The sequence below is a fragment of the Paenibacillus sp. FSL H7-0326 genome, from assembly GCF_001955535.1.
GTDB lineage: Bacteria > Bacillota > Bacilli > Paenibacillales > Paenibacillaceae > Paenibacillus > Paenibacillus shunpengii.
In genome coordinates this window covers 423892-441983 of record NZ_MPVN01000005.1, presented here as the reverse complement: position 1 = coordinate 441983, position 18092 = coordinate 423892, and the positions used below count along the sequence as shown (strand labels likewise).

The following is an 18092-nucleotide window of genomic DNA, read 5'->3' as shown; positions in this document are numbered from 1 at the left end:
ACCGGGATGGACGTACCGCTGGTGTACCAGTTGTTCCGCCAGGAGCACCGCTGGGTAGCTATGTACGGACGGGATAAGCGCTGAAAGCATCTAAGCGTGAAGCCCCCCTCAAGATGAGATTTCCCAATTAGTAAGACCCCTTGAAGACGACGAGGTAGATAGGCTGGGGGTGGAAGTGCAGCAATGCATGGAGCTGACCAGTACTAATCGGTCGAGGGCTTATCCAAAGAATACCCCAACAACGGGGAAAAGCACTAAATTGCACATTGTTTCGTATCTAGTTTTCAGGGAGTAAAATTCCTTGTAAAGATTTGAAGCTGCATGTCCTTTTTAAGGATTGATATTTTGCTGGTGATGATTCGCCGAAGATATCACAGCGCAAAAATCATGTTTGGTGGCGATAGCGGAGGGGTTCCACACGTACCCATCCCGAACACGACCGTTAAGCCCTCCAGCGCCGATGGTACTTGGACCGCAGGGTCCTGGGAGAGTAGGACGCCGCCAAGCAAACCCTAAGGGTTATTTTTTGCCCTGTACAGTATTTTTAAATATTAGGGCCCTTAGCTCAGCTGGTTAGAGCGCACCCCTGATAAGGGTGAGGTCGGTGGTTCGAGTCCACTAGGGCCCACCATTTAACTTAACATTCCTTTATTTTGGGGCCATAGCTCAGCTGGGAGAGCGCCTGCCTTGCAAGCAGGAGGTCAGCGGTTCGATCCCGCTTGGCTCCACCATTGATCCCTGATAGCTCAGTTGGTAGAGCACTCGACTGTTAATCGAGTTGTCACAGGTTCGAGTCCTGTTCGGGGAGTCCAATATCCTGAGAGCATTCATTTGCTCTCAGGGACTTAGCTCTCACGGAGAAGTGTCCGAGCTGGCCGAAGGAGCACGATTGGAAATCGTGTAGGCGTCACAAGCGTCTCGAGGGTTCGAATCCCTCTTTCTCCGCCACTAACTTATTGGACAAGTAATACTTTTAGTAAGGCCCGTTGGTCAAGGGGTTAAGACACCTCCCTTTCACGGAGGTAACAGGGGTTCGAATCCCCTACGGGTCACTTTATATGGAGACTTAGCTCAGCTGGGAGAGCATCTGCCTTACAAGCAGAGGGTCGGGGGTTCGATCCCCTCAGTCTCCATTCTTAATATCGCGGGGTGGAGCAGCTCGGTAGCTCGTCGGGCTCATAACCCGAAGGTCGCAGGTTCAAATCCTGCCCCCGCAATTAAATTACATGGAACTGTGGTGTAGAGGCCTAACATGCCTGCCTGTCACGCAGGAGATCGCGGGTTCGAATCCCGTCAGTTCCGCCATTTCATTGTTTACTTCTGATTTGGAATACAGTTTTGGTAATCAATTCGCCGGTGTAGCTCAACTGGTAGAGCAACTGACTTGTAATCAGTAGGTTGGGGGTTCAAGTCCTCTCGCCGGCACCATAGTTTCATATGGAGGATTAGCGAAGTGGCCAAACGCATCAGACTGTAAATCTGCTCCCGTAAGGGTTCGGTGGTTCGAATCCATCATCCTCCACCAGTTTTTTTGAAAATATGGCGGTCGTGGCGAAGGGGTTAACGCACCGGATTGTGGCTCCGGCACTCGTGGGTTCAAGTCCCATCGATCGCCCCATTATTTACTCCTTATCACTGTTGGGGATTAGCCAAGCGGTAAGGCAACGGACTTTGACTCCGTCATGCATAGGTTCGAATCCTATATCCCCAGCCATTTTTAATGAGAGCCATTAGCTCAGTTGGTAGAGCACCTGACTTTTAATCAGGGTGTCGAAGGTTCGAGTCCTTCATGGCTCACTTTTTTAAATAACATATGCGGTCGTGGCGGAATTGGCAGACGCGCTAGATTCAGGTTCTAGTGGTGTAACAGCCGTGGAGGTTCGAGTCCTCTCGACCGCACCATATGTTTTGCGGAAGTGGCTCAGCGGTAGAGCATCGCCTTGCCAAGGCGAGGGTCGCGGGTTCGATTCCCGTCTTCCGCTCCATAATACGCGCCCTTAGCTCAGCTGGATAGAGCGTTTGACTACGAATCAAAAGGTCGGGAGTTCGAATCTCTCAGGGCGCGCCACTTTTATGAAATGATAACAGGCCATTATCATTCTTAATCTGTGTAACGGGATGTAGCTCAGCTTGGTAGAGCACCTGGTTTGGGACCAGGGGGTCGCATGTTCAAATCGTGTCATCCCGATTTCATATATTTTGCGGGTGTAGTTCAATGGTAGAACTCCAGCCTTCCAAGCTGGTAGCGTGGGTTCGATTCCCATCACCCGCTTACTTAAGAAAAGCCTTTCGCTTTATGCGGAAGGCTTTTTTTGTGCACAGCATTAGAATATATTACAAATTAACTTAACTATGTCTGTTTCGTCACTATAATACTGCGATGGTTTACTACGCATAATTGTTATTCCACAAGCGAATCACAAAGTCTTGTACAGATCAATGAGCTTCTGAGCGGCTTTGCTAAGGTAATGCTGCTTGAGCCAAATGACGGCTGAACTAGATGTTTCCTGAGGCCCCGCAATTTGATAAGTGAGGATTCGTTCACCTTTATATCGATGCAAGGAGCTTCTAGGGAGAATCGAAGAGCCGAATCCTGAGGCGACGAGTTCAACGAGCATTCCAATATCAGAGCATTCTCCTATGATTACAGGCGACAGGCCTCGACTGTGAAACTGATCCAGGATCAAGTGATATAAGCCCAGTCCTTCTGTACTTGGCAGGATTAAAGGATACTCCGACACCCTCTCATAAGGAATGGAATCTACGGATTCATGGTCTAACTGATCTGTGCTTGCTTGATGGGCTCCAGTTACAAAATATAGAGGCTCCGTGCCAAGCACTTCATAGTCAAACTCCTCTAGTGCTATGGGGAGGCGTATTATGGCTAGATCCAGTGTTCTTTCTTTGATTAGTTTGGCAAGTGTGTTGGTTTCGTTCTGTTGAATTTTAAAAGTAACTTTCGGATAGAGGGTGCGAAAAGTACTCAATACCTTTGGCAGCTTCTCATCTGACAGTGTATTGATGCCAATGGACAATTTTCCTCTGACCCCAAGACCCGATTCCTGCACCTCTGCAGTAGCTTCTTCCATCAAGCGGGTGATGGTTAACGCATGCTCATATAACGTCTTTCCCGAGGAAGTAAGCTCTAACTGTCTCCCGTTCCGATAGAACAAAGGGACACCGAGTTCTGTTTCCATCAGCTTCAGCTGCTGGCTCAGAGGAGGCTGTGACATATGAAGTCTATGCGCTGCTGAGGTAACCTGCAATTCTTCTGCCAAAGCAATAAAATAACGTAGCTGCTTAATATCCATCCGTTCATCCCTCATCCCTATCTATATGCTAATCCTATACTTTAGCAAGGTTTTAAATATTTTTAATATAGTATTCCCCATGATACCATAAAAACATAGCACAGTGGTGGAGGGATGATGTGAGGTTATTACAGGCTTCCTTATCAATATTAGTTATGATGATGTTGATCGCAGGCTGTGCAATGGATGGAGATTCAGAAAAATCCCGGCATGATGCACAAACGGCTTCTGATACACAAGCAGATCAATCTATGAATTCGGGCACAGCTGATCGCGCCATCGAATCTGAGGATTCTCCCAGCGCAGGAGCACAGCAAAATAACAATAAGAATCATAGTCAGGAGGATGATCAAGTGAACTCTACGGATTTTATAAATGCAGCAGAGCTTGGAGATACGGACAAGGTTCTTACCATGCTGGAGCAAGGAATTGATATTAATGTTACGGATGAACGAGGAAGAACGGCGATCCTTGCAGCGACTTATGGTAATAAGCCTGATACGGTAGAGGCTCTTATCCAGAAAGGGGCAGATTTGAACCTGCGAGATCAGCGCAGCGATAACCCGCTTCTCTATGCTGGAGCTGAAGGCAGACCGGAGATTGTGAAGCTGATGGTTGAAGCAGGTGCAGATACAACACTTACGAATCGGTTCGGAGGCACTGCATTAATACCGGCAGCTGATCGAGGCCATGTTCAGATTGTCGAATATCTGCTTGAGCATTCGGATGTAGATATTGATCATATCAACAATCTCGGATGGACTGCGCTGTTAGAGGCGGTTATTCTAGGAGATGGCGGAGAACGGCATACTCAAATTGTGAAGCTGCTCGTTGAACATGGTGCAGATGTGAACCTGGCTGATGGAGAAGGTGTATCGCCCCTGGCGCATGCGAAGAGCCGAAATTACACGGATATAATTGCAATCCTGGAGAATGCTGGTGCTAAATAGAAGGACTAACGATTACAACATAAATATGAGTGAGATTCAACAAGGATATTAGATATATTGAAATTTGAAAGCTGGTTTAATAATGAGTACAGAGAAGACACCCACATCGAGATGGGAAATGAAAGATAAAGAGAATCATCTAAACAAGGCATCGAATACAATGCTCGATAAGATCGGAGAAAAAAACGAATTCGACCATGACAAGAATCAGACAACGCGTGCTGAGTTAAGATCAAAGACTACAATTTCTGACCTGCGATCGAAAGTATCTCGCGTTGAGCTCAGATCGAGGTTTTCATGGAATGTGCTGCTTGCCGGTGTGCAGTGGCTCTTCTTTTTGTTTACGAATACCGTGATGGTGCCGCTATCGATTGGTCATGCGTTAGGGCTACCGCCTGAAGAAATAGCTGCTTCGATGCAGCGTTCTTTTATTTTGACGGGGCTGCTATGTATCGTCCAGGTGATATGGGGGCACCGATATGCACTCATGGATGGACCTGCCGGCGTGTGGTGGGGTGTGGTGCTTAGTATTTGTGCGTCTGCTCCCGCAATGGGAATGGATCTCGCAACAGTAGCGTCGAGTTTGATGAGCGGGTTTATCTTGTCGAGTGTGATGGTCATTATTTAGGCGATGTGCGGATTTATTCGCATATTGCAGCGTGTGTTTACCCCGATCGTAATGGGCGTGTATCTGTTGCTGCTTACGTTTCAGTTGGCTAATACGTTCTTCAAAGGTATGATCGGCTATGATCAGAACGGTACATGGAATCTGCCTCTTGCAGGTCTATCCCTAGTGATTATCCTGGTAGTCGCTGTTATTCATCTCAAAGGTAAAGGAAAATGGGGACAGTTCTCGCTTCTTGGGGGAATTGTGTTTGGCTGGATAGCCTATACGGTGTTGTTTGGTCAGAATTCGGGATCGGCCACATCTGCTGCTTCTACAGGGGGCTCGGCAGGCAGTGATGCATTATGGCAGTGGATGCCCTGGGGTAATTTTGGATTAGAGCCGGGGATTATAATGGTTGGGCTGCTTGCCGGACTTGTGAACATGACGAATACGTTAACGAGCCTAACCGCTGCAGGGAAATTATTCAATCGAACAGCAACTTCGGGGCAGTACAAAAGGGCATTTATATTCACCAATCTATTCTCGGTGCTCGGAGGATGCCTGGGATTGATTCCCTTTGGCACATTTGCGTCCTCGATCGGATTTCTAGAGAATACAAAGGTTCTCCGGCGGGCGGCTCTACTAGCTGGATCTCTGATGTTCATTATTGTCGGGGTGTTCCCTTCGTTAAGCGGATGGCTGGCCCAGCTGCCTCTAACGGTCGGAAATGCGGTACTGTTTGCCGCGTATCTCCAAATGTTCGGTACGGCCATTCGCACGTTCCAAGGTGCGGTATTTAATCCGAAGACCATCTATCGGGTGGCAATGCCTGTGCTTGTTGGAATAAGCATCATGAACATACCGATCTCTGCTTTTAGAGACTTTCCTCCGCTGCTTACGCCCCTGTTGTCCAATGGACTTGTCATAGGTGTAGTGCTAGTCATTATTTTAGAGAATATGGTGGGCTGGGATAAATACGAAACGGCCAAATTAAATAAAAACATGGGATGAGTAGAAGGTTCAGGTTAGGTTGGTAGTGAAAACTAGTGATATGAGCAAAAATCAGGATAAGCTTACGGTGTTGCTGCCAGCTATATCTAATAGAAAATAATATCAGGCGAGAAGAATGATAGGAAGCTACGAATCACATGCCAGCTTTAGGCGGAAGGCAGTGTTTCGTAGCTTCTTTTTTCATTTGAAAATTTAGCTTAAGGGAACTTCACTGATGGCGCGATTGGCCAGCATCTGATAAACAGCGTCGTCCATCGGCGGATTATGGAGTCCGAATCTTACATCACGGTACATGCGTGAGAGCGGGTGGGAGCTGGCCAGACTGTGAACTCCGACGATTCGCATGGCTGTATCCACAATAGAGAGTGCGTTCTGAACGGCAAAGGTCTTGGCTGCGCCAAGATCGGGAGCGATTCGGGCCAAGTCGCTGTCTGTCAAAGGCCGCTCCAGCTGCTCCCATCTAGCCGCTACACTGTACAAAAAATGCCGGGCTGTCGTCAGCTCCATCTCGAGCTGCCCGATCTTGTGCTGAATGTGAGGCAGCTCGATAATGGGCTGGGTCAGGCTATTCGGCTGATATGCCGCAGCGAAACGAAGCGCTTCTCTCCTTGCTCCCTGGGCGATCCCAAGATATACGGCTGGAATGTTAAGCAAGTAGGCGTTGGGACGAATGGATTTCTTCCCTGCAGGGCGTCTTCGAACCAGCGCATTTTCAGGCAGCTGCACTTGGTTCAGCACAAGATCATGGCTGGCCGTCCCGCGCATGCCTGTCATGTTCCAGGTGGGCTCAATACTTACACCTGGATTATCTTTATGAACCAGATGCTCACCTACTTCACCAGTCACCGTATCTGTGGCGGATACGACATAATAATGCAGCGCCGTCGATAGCGACGTAAATGTCTTCCGCCCTGTCAGCACATAGCCATTGCCATCCGAAGTCTTCTCTGCAGAGGTCTGCGGCTTCCCGCCACGTGAAGGGCTTCCCGTCGCTTTTTCCGAATCTGCTGCATTAACCAAGGCACCTTCCGATACAACGGCTCTGCATAAAGCATGAAAGGCTGCTTCATCCCATAGCTGATTCTGACCTACGTTGAATACCGTAATATGATGCCATCCAATGGCGAGAGCTGTTGCAGCATCCACCATGGCGATACGCTCCTGACACTGTAAGAAATCAGAGAGAGATACGCCGAGTCCTCCATACTCCTTGGGAACAGAATAGGTGTGGTAGCCTGCTGACAGCAGATCTTCTATTAGTGCGTAGTTCAGCTCATTCTGCTCATCTGCTCTTGCTGCACTATCCATATGCTGATCGGCTATGCTTCCGATGATCTCAATATGATCCTTCTGTGGTTTATGAAACACGAGTGACACCTCTCTTCGTTGGTCTGACCTGAAATTAACGTCTATTACTTGAGAGCCATCTCCTGAATATGGTTGAGCATGCCTGTCATATCCATTCCAGCATGGTTGCCGAGCAGGATGACCGTTATGCCGTTATCCAGATTGCGTGAAATACCTGTGGAGTAGCCTGTACCGCTGCCGTTATGGAATACGACCGTACCCTCTTCTGTTTCACTGACCATCCAGCCGTATCCATAGTTTCGATCAGAATATGGCGTGTACATGGTCTCTTGAATTTCCTCCGACAGCACCTTATTTCCTCGCAGAGCCTGATCCCATTTCAGCAGATCATCGACTGTAGAATACAGCGTACCGGTTCCGGATTGGGAAACATAATAGCTGGCCTCAGCCCATGTACCCTTCTGATCCGTATAGCCTTTGATCGTTTTGGTAGAAGGGGTTGCCGTACCTGTATCCTTCATGCCAATCGGCTTGAAGAACTGCTCATGGAGATATACGCCGTACTCTTTGCCCGACACACGCTCCAGAATAGCAGCCAGCAAAATGTATCCGTTATTGCTGTACCGGTATTCAGCACCTGGCTCTGCCATCAGCTTCTTCGTACGAATCTCCGCCAGTGTATCCTCTATAGTAATTCCTTCCGCGCGCGTAAAATTGGAAGGAAGCCCGGAAGTATGTGAGAGCAGCATATGAATGGTAATCTCATTACCGCGGTCAATTCCGGATACGTATTTGGAAACAGGGTCTTCAAGCGAAATATTTCCCTGCTGAACCTGCTGCATGATCGCTGCGGCTGTAAAGCCTTTGGTGATGGAGGCAATGCGCGATTTTTGATCCGGGCGAACAAGGGAATTGTGGTCGGATAACCCGTAACCTTTTCTCAACTGAATGTCTCCGTTGCTTGCAATGAGTGCAATGCCTGAATACCCTGCTTCCTTAAGATACTGGTCAATCGCTGCCGATTCACTACTCATGATCGTCGACGAATCTGATTTCAGGGTGATGATCATCTGGGAAGAGGTATTCGTTAACTGCAGCCCTGCTTTCATCGCATCCGAGAGAGAACGAAGCGGAATCATAAGTGTGCCGCTCATGTTCTTGGATGGGGCAGGGAGCATGAGCCGAACTTCATTGATTTGAATAACGTTGGTTCCTGCACGATGTGTAATGGTATCGCCATGATCATAAATTTCCACCGTTTGTTTGGCTTGGTTCCATTTCACTTGCCCGCCGAGAGCAGCGGCCGCCTGTCTAAGGGGAGCGTAGGTCGTTCCCTTCTCAACAAAAGGGGCGTATTCCCACGTGACGGACTGGCTGTCGACTGTAATGGAAGCTGGCTTGGTCGCGGCGGAAGTAACAGAAGCTGCGGAAGCAGCCTGAACCGGCGAAATGCCTACTGACTGTGATAGTAATGCAGAGGTGACAAGTATAGCTGATAATGTTCGGTTAAACATCGATATTTTATGAACAGACGTGCTGAATCTAATCATGTTGTAAGTAAGCCTCCAATTCTGATTATGACCTTATGTAATGGATCTAACCACACTGGTTTCATTTTATAGGATTGAAAGTTGGTAAACAACCCATATAATGGTGCATTAATTTAATAACTCCTCCATCAAAAACGCTGCTCTAAAGCGCAGGCTGTTGGCAGGCAGGCGCAGAGAGCGGCCTGTCAGCTGCTCACATTTGTCCAGCCGATAAATCACCGTATTTCGGTGAAGGTACAATTGCTTGGCCGTATCGGCAATATGGCAGTGATTATCCAAAAAACTCCGCAGCGTCTTCAAGAGCTCTCCGCGTTCCTTGTCCTCCAGAAAGAGCAAGTGTGCGAACGTTTCTTTGATAAACTCCTGCAGGTCCTCCTGCGGAAGCATCCGCAACAGGTCAGATAACTCCTTGACATGATAGAACTGCACGTAGCGCTGCTGCTGGCTGTGCAGACCCGTCTGCAATGCATCGAGTGCTTCTTGGTAAGCTCGCGGCAGCTGAGACAGCTCATCTGCAGTATTGCTGACCCCGACGGACAGCGATACTTCATGCTGAGACCAGAGCGAATGAATCATCTGCTTCAAGCGTGAGGCGAGAAGACGTTCAGGCAGCTGGTGCTCGTCTGGGACCGCTTCCTCAAGGGTATTCACTGGAAGCAGCATGACGACGGCATCATTTTTGGAAAAAAGAATGAATGAGAAGTCGCTCGCCTTAGCTTCCCCCTTCACGAGCTCATACAGGTCTTCCTTCATTGAAGCTGTGCGCCCTCTGATGGAGTCACTCGGCAGCAATGGTGAATAGGAGCTGAAGCTATTGTGGCTGCGGAGAGGGGCATCCTTCTTCAGCACAACACAGTAATACGAGCGCTGTTCACTGAGTCCATATCGGCGCCCGCGATGAATCAGGTCCTGCTTGTCTGAGATCAGTCCATCCACAAGGTCGCCGAAGAAGTCGTTCTTGTAGCGGCGGGAGCGTTCCTTGACAGCCTGGCGCTTCAGCAGATCAAAGCTGATTACGTTCGCTGCCTGCTCGAGTGTGAGCAAGGAGAGCGTGCTGACCGGATTCTGATTCGTAAAGGACAGCAGGTATCCTTGGGACTGATCAGTCTGGATCGGATACTGAAGCAAATAGGAAAAAGGAACAGCACTGCCGGGTGGCAGCGGGATGCTGGGAGAGCGGGCCCCATGCAGCATAGATGGCAGCCAGTTCGAGATATCTTGCAGGAGCGAGGAGTAGGCAGTTCCAAATCCGGATGATGTAGCAAAAGGCTCCAAGCTGCGGTTCACAAGAAGTACGGGATAGGAGAGGAGCCTTGCGAGCTCCTCCAGAATCGTTTGAAGACTTTTGCCTTCCAGAAGAATGTCGGAGAAGTATCGGTGGCTCTCAAGTGCATATCTCATCTCCTCTGTTCGGGATTCCATAATACGGGCCAGCAGCTGATGCAGCGCTTCGGAGAGCGCGCAGTCGAGCGACAGCTCCAGCAGTGGAAACTGAAGACGGTCCGCGGCCTCCTTGGCCTCTTCAGGAATGTGATCAAGATACCGCTTTGTCTTGATGCCAAGTCCGGCACAGCCCAGCTCAGCCATCCTTGTGACCAGCTGTGTTAATATCTCGGGCTTGTCTTTGATGGCATATCCGGTGGTAAGGAGGAGCTCATTAGGCTTGAGGTATTCGAAGATGTCGGGCGAGTCCATCATATTGACTGAGTACACATCACGATAAAGTCCCTCGCGTCCGGCGGTTACCCGGGAGCTGGCGAGCATGGGAATGTCGAGCAAATCGGATATTTTCATAGATTACCTCCGAAGGTTTCGATTCATGAGGAGTACTTCTGTATCAGAATTTTATCAGAATGCTATCCTGTTGAAGGATTGAGTCATGCGTGAAGATTCTTAATAGCTAGAAATAGTGAGGAAGCGAAAACGCTCATTTTTTCAAACATAATATGTTAGATATACGTTAGGTTACTACAATTAAATGGTTAACTTAACCAACAAATTAAAATGTTTTAGTCTACTATAGCCAATGACAATGAAATATTCAATCCTTTATGATGAGATCAATTCACAGAAATGTAACAAATACTAACATTAGGCAGGAAGTGATCATCATTAGTACAACGCTTATATATAATGGCACGATTCTGACGATGAATGCGGACAATGAAGTGTATTCTCCAGGCTATGTATACATCCAGCATGACCAAATTGTAGAGACAGGAGCATGGCCTCTGGAGGAAGGGAGTATCCGCCATCTGCTGGAGGCAGATCGCAAAATAGACGCTGGCGGCAAAGCGGTCATCCCCGGTCTCATTAACGGCCACACGCATCTATTTCAGACCTTTCTTCGCGGCGTGTCAGATGATCATCCCTTATCCGAGTGGCTGCGGCAGGTGATTTGGCCGGGATCGCTTGCTATGGAGGCAGAGGATTTTTATTTGGCAGCACTGATTGGATGTATCGAAAATTTAAAGTCAGGCGCTACATACATCATGGATCACCATTATATTCATACCTACGAGGAGAATACGGAGAATGTACTCCGGGCCATGGTGGAATCAGGGATCCGCGGACATCTGGCTCGCGGGGGAGTGGACCTAAGCTACGAGCCGAGGCTGAGAGAAGAGGAGGACGTCATCTTCGAGCGTACAGCAGCGCTGCTAGACCGCTGGCAGGGGGAAGGAACAGGACGGATCGAGATTGCTATGGGTCCATTAAATTTGTACGGCTGCTCCAGACCGTTCCTTGAACGGGCGGCCAAATTCAGCCGGGACCGGAACTTGATCACGCATATTCATGTCGCCGAAACGAGTGATCAGATTGACAATACGCTGTCCCGGTTTGGACTTCGGAATCTGGAGCTGGTCGAAGCAGTCGGCATGCTTGGTCCAAGGACTCAGGTGGTGCACGGAATATGGCTCGATGACGGCGAGCTTGAACTCCTTGCTAAGCACCAGGCATCCGTTATTCATTGTCCGGTATCTAATATGTATCTTGCCTCCGGCGTTGCAAGGGTGCCTGAAATGCGAAAGGCAGGCATCAATGTTGCGCTAGGTACAGATGGACCGGGCAGTAACAACTGTCAGGATAATCTTGAAGTGCTGAAGTTCACGGCATGTCTGCATAAAGTGCATCATTTGGATTCCACGATGCTCCCTCCCATGGAGGTACTCGAAATGGGTACCCGCGGCGGAGCCAAGGCGATGGGCAGAGAGAAGGATTTGGGCTCGCTTGAGCCCGGGAAGAAGGCAGATATCGTCATTATTGATATGCAAAAAGCCCATATTGCCCCAATTCATCGTTATTCCTCTGCACTCGTCTATAACGCCAATGGGAACGATGTTCATACGGTGCTTGTAAATGGACAGATAGTTGTGGAAGCTGGACGCTGCACGCTCGTTGATGAGGAGGAGATCATCAGGCGGGCACAGGCAAGGGTGGATCGGTTAAGGGAGAAGCTGATGAACCGTTATCCTGTTTACAGTGTCCGCAGCTAACTACGTCTTCTATAGAAGGAGGGGATGGAATGTCACATCGAAGGTGGGTGACCAGAAGCGTAGAGTGGGGGATGGAGCTTATCTTCTATGCGTTTGCCATTCTGCTGGCCCTGTTTGCAGGAGGGCTTGTGATGGCTGCGGCGGGTGTATCACCGCTCGAAGCATACGGGCTGATCTGGCAGGGGGCAGCAGGCAGTGTGAACAGTATCAAAGAGACTCTGGTAAAAGCAACTCCGCTCTTGTTTGCGGGCCTGAGCTACAGCTTTGCTTATCGAAGCGGGCTGTTCAATATTGGAGCGGAGGGTCAGATCTACATTGGAGCCCTTACAGGGGCGATGGCTGCCCTGCTTATGCCGGCAGATACTCCGTTTCTCTTGCATTTACCGCTCTCTCTCTTGTGCGGCTGTCTTGGCGGAGCAATCTGGGGCAGCATCGCCGGACTGCTTAAGGTAGGGCGGGGAGCAAGCGAGATCATTAACACCATTATGCTGAATTATATCGCAATTTATTTGATCAGCTATATGGTCACAGGCCCTCTGAAGGATCCGAATGGGAGTATGCCTCAATCGGCCCCCCTTCCGGATAGCTCGGTTCTGCCGACACTGCTCGGGTCCAGGCTGCACTATGGTTTTATCATCGCCATTGTCGTTGCGGTTCTTATGTATTTCCTGCTCCACAGGACGACCTGGGGCTATGAGATACGCTCCACAGGACTTAACGGGCAGGCGGCCACAGTCATGGGGATGCCGGTGAGAAGGAACATGGTCATGGTGATGCTCGTCAGCGGTGGGCTGGCCGGGCTCGGCGGATACATCGAAATTGCTGGCGTTCAGCACAGGCTATTGCAAAATTTCTCACCAGGCTATGGCTATGAGGGAATTGCGGTCGCACTGCTCGGAAATACGCATCCGCTCGGCAATATGGTATCGGCGCTATTATTCGGAGGGATGAAGAGCGGAGCGAATGCAATGCAGCGAGTGACCGGTGCTTCAACCTCGCTCGTGCTCGTCATTCAGGCGCTGATGATTATCATCGTAGTATGCAACAGATATTGGTTTGGCAAATACAAACGTCAAATTACAAATTGGATGCTGCACAAACTCGAAGGAGCGCAGGCTGGTGCTCATCCGGGCAAGGTGTCTCTGTCCAAGGCAGGAGGCGGAAAAAATGGGTGAAGAGCTATGGATTAGTTATGTGGCTGCTGCAATCCGTCTCTCCATACCCCTGCTACTGGCCGCAATTGGTGTGCTGTTCATGTCCAAAAGTGGGATTCTGAACATCGGCATGGAGGGCATGGTGCTGATCGGGGCACTGGCTGGAGTGGTGGGTGCGTACTATGGCGGTCATGTATGGGCCGGGCTGGCTGCTGGATTTCTGGTCTGCGGATTGGTTGGCATCATCTTTGCATTCTTGACCGTAACGACCGGTGCGGACCAGGTCATCATCGGCACAGCGCTGAATCTTCTCGGTCTTGGTCTGACGACAGTCTTTGGCAGGAGTCTTCTAGGTATGGGTACAGAAACGATTCAAGTGGATGCGGTTCCCGTACCTCATATCCCTTTTCTTCAAAATATACCTTGGATCGGCCCCGCTATATTTGAACAAAACCTGCTGGCTTACCTCGCATTTTTACTGGTTCCGATCACAAGTGTTGTCTTATACCGAACCCGGTGGGGGCTGACAGTCCGCGCTGTAGGCGAGAACCCGCTTGCGACAGATACGCTCGGGGTAAGGGTGCATCGGGTTCGATACACCTGCTGTCTCATTGGCGGTATGCTCGCAGGTCTGGCAGGCTGTGCACTGTCACTCGGCATTCTGAATCAATTCACGGAGAATATGGTAGCGGGCAGAGGCTTTATCGCACTATCGGCTGTAATCTTTGGCCGCTGGACACCCGCGGGGACGATGGGAGCTTCCTTATTATTCGGAGGAGCTGATGCGCTTCAGCTTCGTATCCAGTCCTTCGGCATCGAGATTCCTTACCAGTTCATGCTGATGTTTCCTTATCTTCTGACCATGCTTGCGCTGGCCTGGTTCTCAGGTAAGGCAAGACAGCCGGCTGCGACAGGCAAACCTTATAAAAGTGCAGCCAATCGTCATGCATGAGCAGTGCCTGGATGATTGATACACGGAAGGAGGAGATGAACTAATGCAGTCACACACTTCTGAGCCTATAGAACAGCCTTCGGTTGGACAGAGATACTCGTCCCCCGAGCATGATGATTATATTTTGGAAACCAGAGGACTCACCAAGCGGTTTGGATCGTTCACAGCCAATGATCGTCTTGATCTCCGCATCAAGTATGGCGAAATCCATGCCATCCTGGGCGAGAACGGTGCAGGGAAGAGCACGCTGATGAATATGCTGTCAGGCCTTCTTCATCCTGATGAGGGAGAGCTTCTGTTTAAAGGTAAGCAAGTCAATTTTGATTCACCCAGACAGGCGATGGAGATCGGAATCGGTATGGTCCATCAGCATTTTATGCTGATACCGGCATTGACCGTGGCAGAGAATGTGGTGCTTGGGCTGAAGGAGGGCCGAAGTCCTTGGTTTCATTTTCGCAGAGCTTGTGCAGAGATTAAGAAGATCTCAGATGCCTACGGTCTTGATGTAGATCCCGCAAAGCGGGTCAGTGAATTATCTGTCGGTCAGCAGCAGCGTGTTGAAATTGTGAAGACGTTATACCGCGGCGCAGAGTTCATCATTATGGACGAACCAACCGCCGTGCTTACTCCACCGGAGGTTAAGGATTTGTTCGTTGTTCTGCGGTCGCTGAAGGAGCAAGGGAAAACGATCGTCTTTATAAGCCATAAGCTGCAGGAGGTGGAGGCGGTCTGTGATCAGGTGACTGTGCTGCGTGCCGGACAATGGGAAGGCTCTATGGCCATGAAGGAAACAACTCCTGCGGAGCTGGCAAGGCTCATGGTTGGAAGGGAGGTCACAGCACTGAAGCATAGTCCTTATACCAATAGTCAGCGCTGCTTGCTCGAGGTGCAGGATCTATCGGTGGTGCGGAGCCAGGTACCCGTGTTATCTGATATCAAACTCACTGTTCAGGAAGGGGAGATTGTCGGCATTGCTGGTGTAGACGGCAACGGCCAGCGTGAGCTGAGTGAGGCACTCATGGGTCTAGCGGAGCTGTCGAGTGGAGAGGTCAAGCTTGACGGCAGGCCTGTACAGCGTCTGCATCCCCGATACATGACCGAGCAAGGTGTAGGTTACATTCCCGAGGATCGGCACAAGGAAGGGCTCATGCTGCCCATGAGCATTGGCGAGAATTTAATTGCTAAGCAGTACAAGTCACCCATCTTCAGCAAATTCGGCATGCTGCGAAAAGGAGCGATTAGGAAGACTGCTGAACAAGCTGTGCAGGAGTTTGATATCAGAACACCCTCGAGCGAGCATGCGGCCGGTCAGCTGTCAGGAGGCAATCAGCAAAAAGTCATTCTGGCCAGAGAGCTGATGCTGAATCCAAAGCTCCTCATCGCGATGCAGCCAACCCGCGGAATGGATGTAGGAGCTGCGGAGTATGTACATAAGCGGCTCCTGGCCGAGAGAGATCGGGGAGTTGGCATTCTGCTCATCTCTACGGAGCTTGAAGAGGTGATGTCACTCTCAGACCGAATCGCTGTTCTATTCAAAGGCCGAATTGTGGACATGGTGAGCAGGGAAGAGGCAACGCGAGAACGAATCGGCCGCAGCATGGCCGGGATGATAGATTAATCAATCAAAGGGGGATTCACCAAAATGTTGAATAGACGATTCCACTTGTTGTGTACGTTGATTCTTGCTGTTGTTCTGCTCGCAGGGTGCGGTGGTGCTGCAGAAAGCGGGCAGAGCGAGGAGGCAGCGGCAGGCTCCAGTACGGATGCTACAGAAATAAATCAGCCGCTTAAGGTCGCTCTGCTTACGCCGGGCCCGGTAAATGATAACGGATGGAACGCCACAGCGTATAAGGGGCTTAAGCAGATTGAGAGTGAGCTTGGTGCGGAAGTGCAGTATTCCGAGAAGGTTGCCCAGTCCGATATGGCGGAGTTTATTCGTGGGTATGGGACAGATGGATATGATGTCGTTATCGGTCATGGATTTGAATTCGCAGAACCTATGATGTCTGTCGCCGGGGAGTATCCAGACACTTGGTTTCTGGTCACCAGTGCCACGGTGAGTCAAAGTCCAAATGTCGCTTCCATCAGTATCAATAATCGGGAGCAGGGATATCTGATGGGAACGGTAGCGGCTTTGATGTCTGAATCGGGGACAGTAGCGGCGATCGGCGGGCAGGAGATTCCGCCAATTACGAATTCTGTCAAAGGGTTCGAAGAAGGTGCGAAGGCGGCTGTTCCTGGTATTAACGTCCTGACGACCATGACGGGTTCCAGTGAGGATGTCGCTAAGGCCAAGGAGACTGCGATCTCCCTCATCGAAAAGGGTGCAGATGTCGTTATGACCAATGCAAACCAAGCGGGAATGGGCGGTATTGATGCTGCTAAGCAGGAGGGTGTACTTGCCATCGGGTCCAATGAAGATTTAAACCCCGTTGCTCCGGACACCGTCATTACCAGTGTGATTCAAGATTATCCAACAGCGATGACCGCTACGATCAAATCCATCATGGAGGGAACGATGAAGGCAGAGCCGATGTCCCTAGGCGTAAAAGACGGTGCGGTATACATGAGTCCCTACCATGGGTTTGAGGAGAAAATGACTCAGGAAATTAAGGATCAGGTTCAGGCTACGATCGACGCCCTGAAGAGCGGAGAGATTTCAGTTCAAAATGAGTAGTGGTGATGGAATAGGCAGAAAGAATATGAAAATTTAGGAGGGGATTACAATGATTGATCAGAAACTGCTTAAACCGTTAGGTTCATCCGCCTTGTCAGATACCGTGCTAGAGAATGAATGGCATCCGGTATGTAGTTCGCATGAGCTTGCTGACAAGCCAGTATCTGTCATCGTGCTGGAGGAGCGGGTCGCTGTTTACCGGTCAAGCAAAGGTGTGCATGCACTGCGTGATCTCTGTGTTCACCGCGGAGCCATGCTGTCCAAAGGCTGGGTAGACAAGAATGAAAATCTGGTCTGTCCTTATCATGGATGGCAGTACAATTCGGACGGCAAATGCGTATGTATCCCTGCTCAAGGAAAGGATGACCGTATTCCGCCAAGAGCGAAGGCAACCAAATATCATTGCCAGGAGAAATTCGGTATCGTGTGGGTGTGTATCGGTGAGCCAAGGGCGGATTTGCCCAGCTTCGAGGAATTTGAGAATCCGGAATATCGGCCGCTCGTATGTGGTCCTTATCATGTGAAGGCTGCAGGGACGAGAGTCATTGAGAATTTTACGGATTTTGCCCATCTGATGTATGTACATGGCGGTCTGCTTGGTCACCCGGATTATTCGGAGCTGCCGGACTTTGAGGTGTTCAAAGAACCGGATCGGGTGTATACCGGAGATGTGCCAATCTTCCAGCCGGTTGCCCATTCCGGGTCAGATCATCGTGAGGGGACCACTTATATCTATGTAAAGGAGGTGTTTAGACCGCTTGCGGCCCGTTTATCCAAGAGAGATCAGGCAACGGGGCAGACGCTCTGGATTATGCTGACTGTGCTGCCGGTGTCAGAGCAGGAGTGTATCGTGTATATGCCGGTATCTCGCAATTATGCGCATGAGGTGGATGATCAGCAGTTTATTGATTTTCAGGATACCGTATTCGAGCAGGACAAGTGGATTATTGAAACCCAGAAGCCCGAGTTATTGCCGCTGGATCTGCAGGCAGAGCTGAATCATAAAGCCGATCTGTTATCGGTCGCTTACCGCCGCTGGATTAATCAGATGGGTGTCCGAATTGGAACCACTTAA

Annotated in this window: 11 protein-coding genes, 18 tRNA genes, 2 rRNA genes and 1 pseudogene; 28 read left to right on the top strand and 4 right to left on the bottom strand. The window is 49.9% G+C overall.

The window, feature by feature from the left end; all coding sequences use genetic code 11:
- The 20 genes from BK126_RS23510 to BK126_RS23415 form a co-directional block, all read left to right on the top strand.
- Positions 1–227: ribosomal RNA gene (locus BK126_RS23510) — 23S ribosomal RNA — on the top strand; the annotation flags it as partial.
- Positions 228–390: 163 nt separating this feature from the next.
- A 5S ribosomal RNA gene (gene rrf / locus BK126_RS23505) occupies positions 391–507 on the top strand.
- A gap of 47 nt (positions 508–554) precedes the next feature.
- Positions 555–631, top strand: a tRNA-Ile gene (locus tag BK126_RS23500).
- A gap of 24 nt (positions 632–655) precedes the next feature.
- Positions 656–731 (top strand) — tRNA-Ala (locus tag BK126_RS23495).
- A 4-nt stretch (positions 732–735) separates the two neighbouring features.
- Positions 736–808: transfer RNA gene (locus BK126_RS23490), tRNA-Asn, on the top strand.
- 48 nt (positions 809–856) lie between these two features.
- Positions 857–948: transfer RNA gene (locus tag BK126_RS23485), tRNA-Ser, on the top strand.
- A 32-nt stretch (positions 949–980) separates the two neighbouring features.
- A tRNA-Glu gene (locus tag BK126_RS23480) sits at positions 981–1052 on the top strand.
- A gap of 8 nt (positions 1053–1060) precedes the next feature.
- A tRNA-Val gene (locus tag BK126_RS23475) sits at positions 1061–1133 on the top strand.
- A gap of 10 nt (positions 1134–1143) precedes the next feature.
- Positions 1144–1217 (top strand) — tRNA-Met (locus tag BK126_RS23470).
- Between the two features lie 11 nt (positions 1218–1228).
- Positions 1229–1305, top strand: a tRNA-Asp gene (locus BK126_RS23465).
- 47 nt (positions 1306–1352) lie between these two features.
- Positions 1353–1428, top strand: a tRNA-Thr gene (locus BK126_RS23460).
- Positions 1429–1439: 11 nt separating this feature from the next.
- Positions 1440–1525: transfer RNA gene (locus BK126_RS23455), tRNA-Tyr, on the top strand.
- A gap of 17 nt (positions 1526–1542) precedes the next feature.
- Positions 1543–1618 (top strand) — tRNA-His (locus BK126_RS23450).
- 21 nt (positions 1619–1639) lie between these two features.
- Positions 1640–1714, top strand: a tRNA-Gln gene (locus tag BK126_RS23445).
- 10 nt (positions 1715–1724) lie between these two features.
- Positions 1725–1797, top strand: a tRNA-Lys gene (locus BK126_RS23440).
- A gap of 18 nt (positions 1798–1815) precedes the next feature.
- Positions 1816–1902 (top strand) — tRNA-Leu (locus BK126_RS23435).
- An 8-nt stretch (positions 1903–1910) separates the two neighbouring features.
- Positions 1911–1985: transfer RNA gene (locus BK126_RS23430), tRNA-Gly, on the top strand.
- Positions 1986–1991: 6 nt separating this feature from the next.
- Positions 1992–2068 (top strand) — tRNA-Arg (locus BK126_RS23425).
- Positions 2069–2114: 46 nt separating this feature from the next.
- Positions 2115–2188 (top strand) — tRNA-Pro (locus BK126_RS23420).
- Positions 2189–2201: 13 nt separating this feature from the next.
- Positions 2202–2272: transfer RNA gene (locus BK126_RS23415), tRNA-Gly, on the top strand.
- A 145-nt stretch (positions 2273–2417) separates the two neighbouring features.
- Here the strand turns inward: BK126_RS23415 and BK126_RS23410 are convergent.
- Positions 2418–3311, bottom strand: coding sequence for a LysR family transcriptional regulator (locus tag BK126_RS23410; protein WP_076314931.1), 894 nt, complete (start codon positions 3309–3311; stop codon positions 2418–2420).
- A gap of 119 nt (positions 3312–3430) precedes the next feature.
- Between BK126_RS23410 and BK126_RS23405 the strand changes: the two genes are divergently transcribed.
- Both BK126_RS23405 and BK126_RS23400 read left to right on the top strand, forming a co-directional pair.
- Positions 3431–4261, top strand: a complete 831-nt coding sequence (locus tag BK126_RS23405; RefSeq protein WP_305954054.1) for an ankyrin repeat domain-containing protein — start codon at positions 3431–3433, stop codon at positions 4259–4261.
- A gap of 82 nt (positions 4262–4343) precedes the next feature.
- A pseudogene (locus BK126_RS23400) lies at positions 4344–5879 on the top strand (uracil/xanthine transporter).
- A 192-nt stretch (positions 5880–6071) separates the two neighbouring features.
- Here the strand turns inward: BK126_RS23400 and BK126_RS23395 are convergent.
- From BK126_RS23395 to BK126_RS23385, 3 genes are all read right to left on the bottom strand, one after another.
- Entirely contained in the window at positions 6072–7247 is a 1176-nt protein-coding gene (locus BK126_RS23395) for an acyl-CoA dehydrogenase family protein (RefSeq protein WP_256703013.1), read from the bottom strand.
- Positions 7248–7291: 44 nt separating this feature from the next.
- Complete coding sequence (locus BK126_RS23390) at positions 7292–8737, bottom strand: serine hydrolase domain-containing protein (RefSeq protein ID WP_076314929.1); 1446 nt, start codon at positions 8735–8737, stop codon at positions 7292–7294.
- Positions 8738–8845: 108 nt separating this feature from the next.
- Positions 8846–10531 (bottom strand): PucR family transcriptional regulator, encoded by a 1686-nt coding sequence (locus tag BK126_RS23385; RefSeq protein ID WP_076314928.1) that lies wholly within the window; start codon positions 10529–10531, stop codon positions 8846–8848.
- 308 nt (positions 10532–10839) lie between these two features.
- Between BK126_RS23385 and BK126_RS23380 the strand changes: the two genes are divergently transcribed.
- From BK126_RS23380 to BK126_RS23355, 6 genes are read left to right on the top strand one after another with little or no spacing between them, the layout of a single operon-like run.
- A complete protein-coding gene (locus tag BK126_RS23380) occupies positions 10840–12234 on the top strand; it encodes an amidohydrolase family protein (RefSeq protein WP_256209809.1) in 1395 nt (464 codons plus the stop codon).
- A gap of 29 nt (positions 12235–12263) precedes the next feature.
- Positions 12264–13409, top strand: coding sequence for an ABC transporter permease (locus BK126_RS23375; protein WP_076314927.1), 1146 nt, complete (start codon positions 12264–12266; stop codon positions 13407–13409).
- Complete coding sequence (locus BK126_RS23370; RefSeq protein WP_076314926.1) at positions 13402–14340, top strand: ABC transporter permease; 939 nt, start codon at positions 13402–13404, stop codon at positions 14338–14340. Before BK126_RS23375 ends, BK126_RS23370 begins: the two co-directional genes overlap by 8 nt.
- 43 nt (positions 14341–14383) lie before the next feature.
- Entirely contained in the window at positions 14384–15958 is a 1575-nt protein-coding gene (locus BK126_RS23365) for an ABC transporter ATP-binding protein (protein WP_083656130.1), read from the top strand.
- Positions 15959–15982: 24 nt separating this feature from the next.
- On the top strand, positions 15983–17017 hold the full coding sequence (locus BK126_RS23360) for a BMP family protein (protein ID WP_076314925.1): 1035 nt from the start codon (positions 15983–15985) through the stop codon (positions 17015–17017).
- A gap of 49 nt (positions 17018–17066) precedes the next feature.
- Positions 17067–18092, top strand: coding sequence for an aromatic ring-hydroxylating dioxygenase subunit alpha (locus BK126_RS23355; protein WP_076314924.1), 1026 nt, complete (start codon positions 17067–17069; stop codon positions 18090–18092).

What these genes read in the sequence shown, in the direction of transcription:
- BK126_RS23365 (WP_083656130.1), top strand. Translation starts at nt 14,384, where the DNA reads ATGCAGTCACACACTTCTGAGCCTATAGAACAGCCTTCGGTTGGACAG.
- BK126_RS23375 (WP_076314927.1), top strand. Translation starts at nt 12,264, where the DNA reads ATGTCACATCGAAGGTGGGTGACCAGAAGCGTAGAGTGGGGGATGGAG.
- BK126_RS23390 (WP_076314929.1), bottom strand. Translation starts at nt 8,737, where the DNA reads ATGATTAGATTCAGCACGTCTGTTCATAAAATATCGATGTTTAACCGA.
- BK126_RS23410 (WP_076314931.1), bottom strand. Translation starts at nt 3,311, where the DNA reads ATGGATATTAAGCAGCTACGTTATTTTATTGCTTTGGCAGAAGAATTG.
- BK126_RS23370 (WP_076314926.1), top strand. Translation starts at nt 13,402, where the DNA reads ATGGGTGAAGAGCTATGGATTAGTTATGTGGCTGCTGCAATCCGTCTC.
- BK126_RS23385 (WP_076314928.1), bottom strand. Translation starts at nt 10,531, where the DNA reads ATGAAAATATCCGATTTGCTCGACATTCCCATGCTCGCCAGCTCCCGG.
- BK126_RS23360 (WP_076314925.1), top strand. Translation starts at nt 15,983, where the DNA reads ATGTTGAATAGACGATTCCACTTGTTGTGTACGTTGATTCTTGCTGTT.
- BK126_RS23355 (WP_076314924.1), top strand. Translation starts at nt 17,067, where the DNA reads ATGATTGATCAGAAACTGCTTAAACCGTTAGGTTCATCCGCCTTGTCA.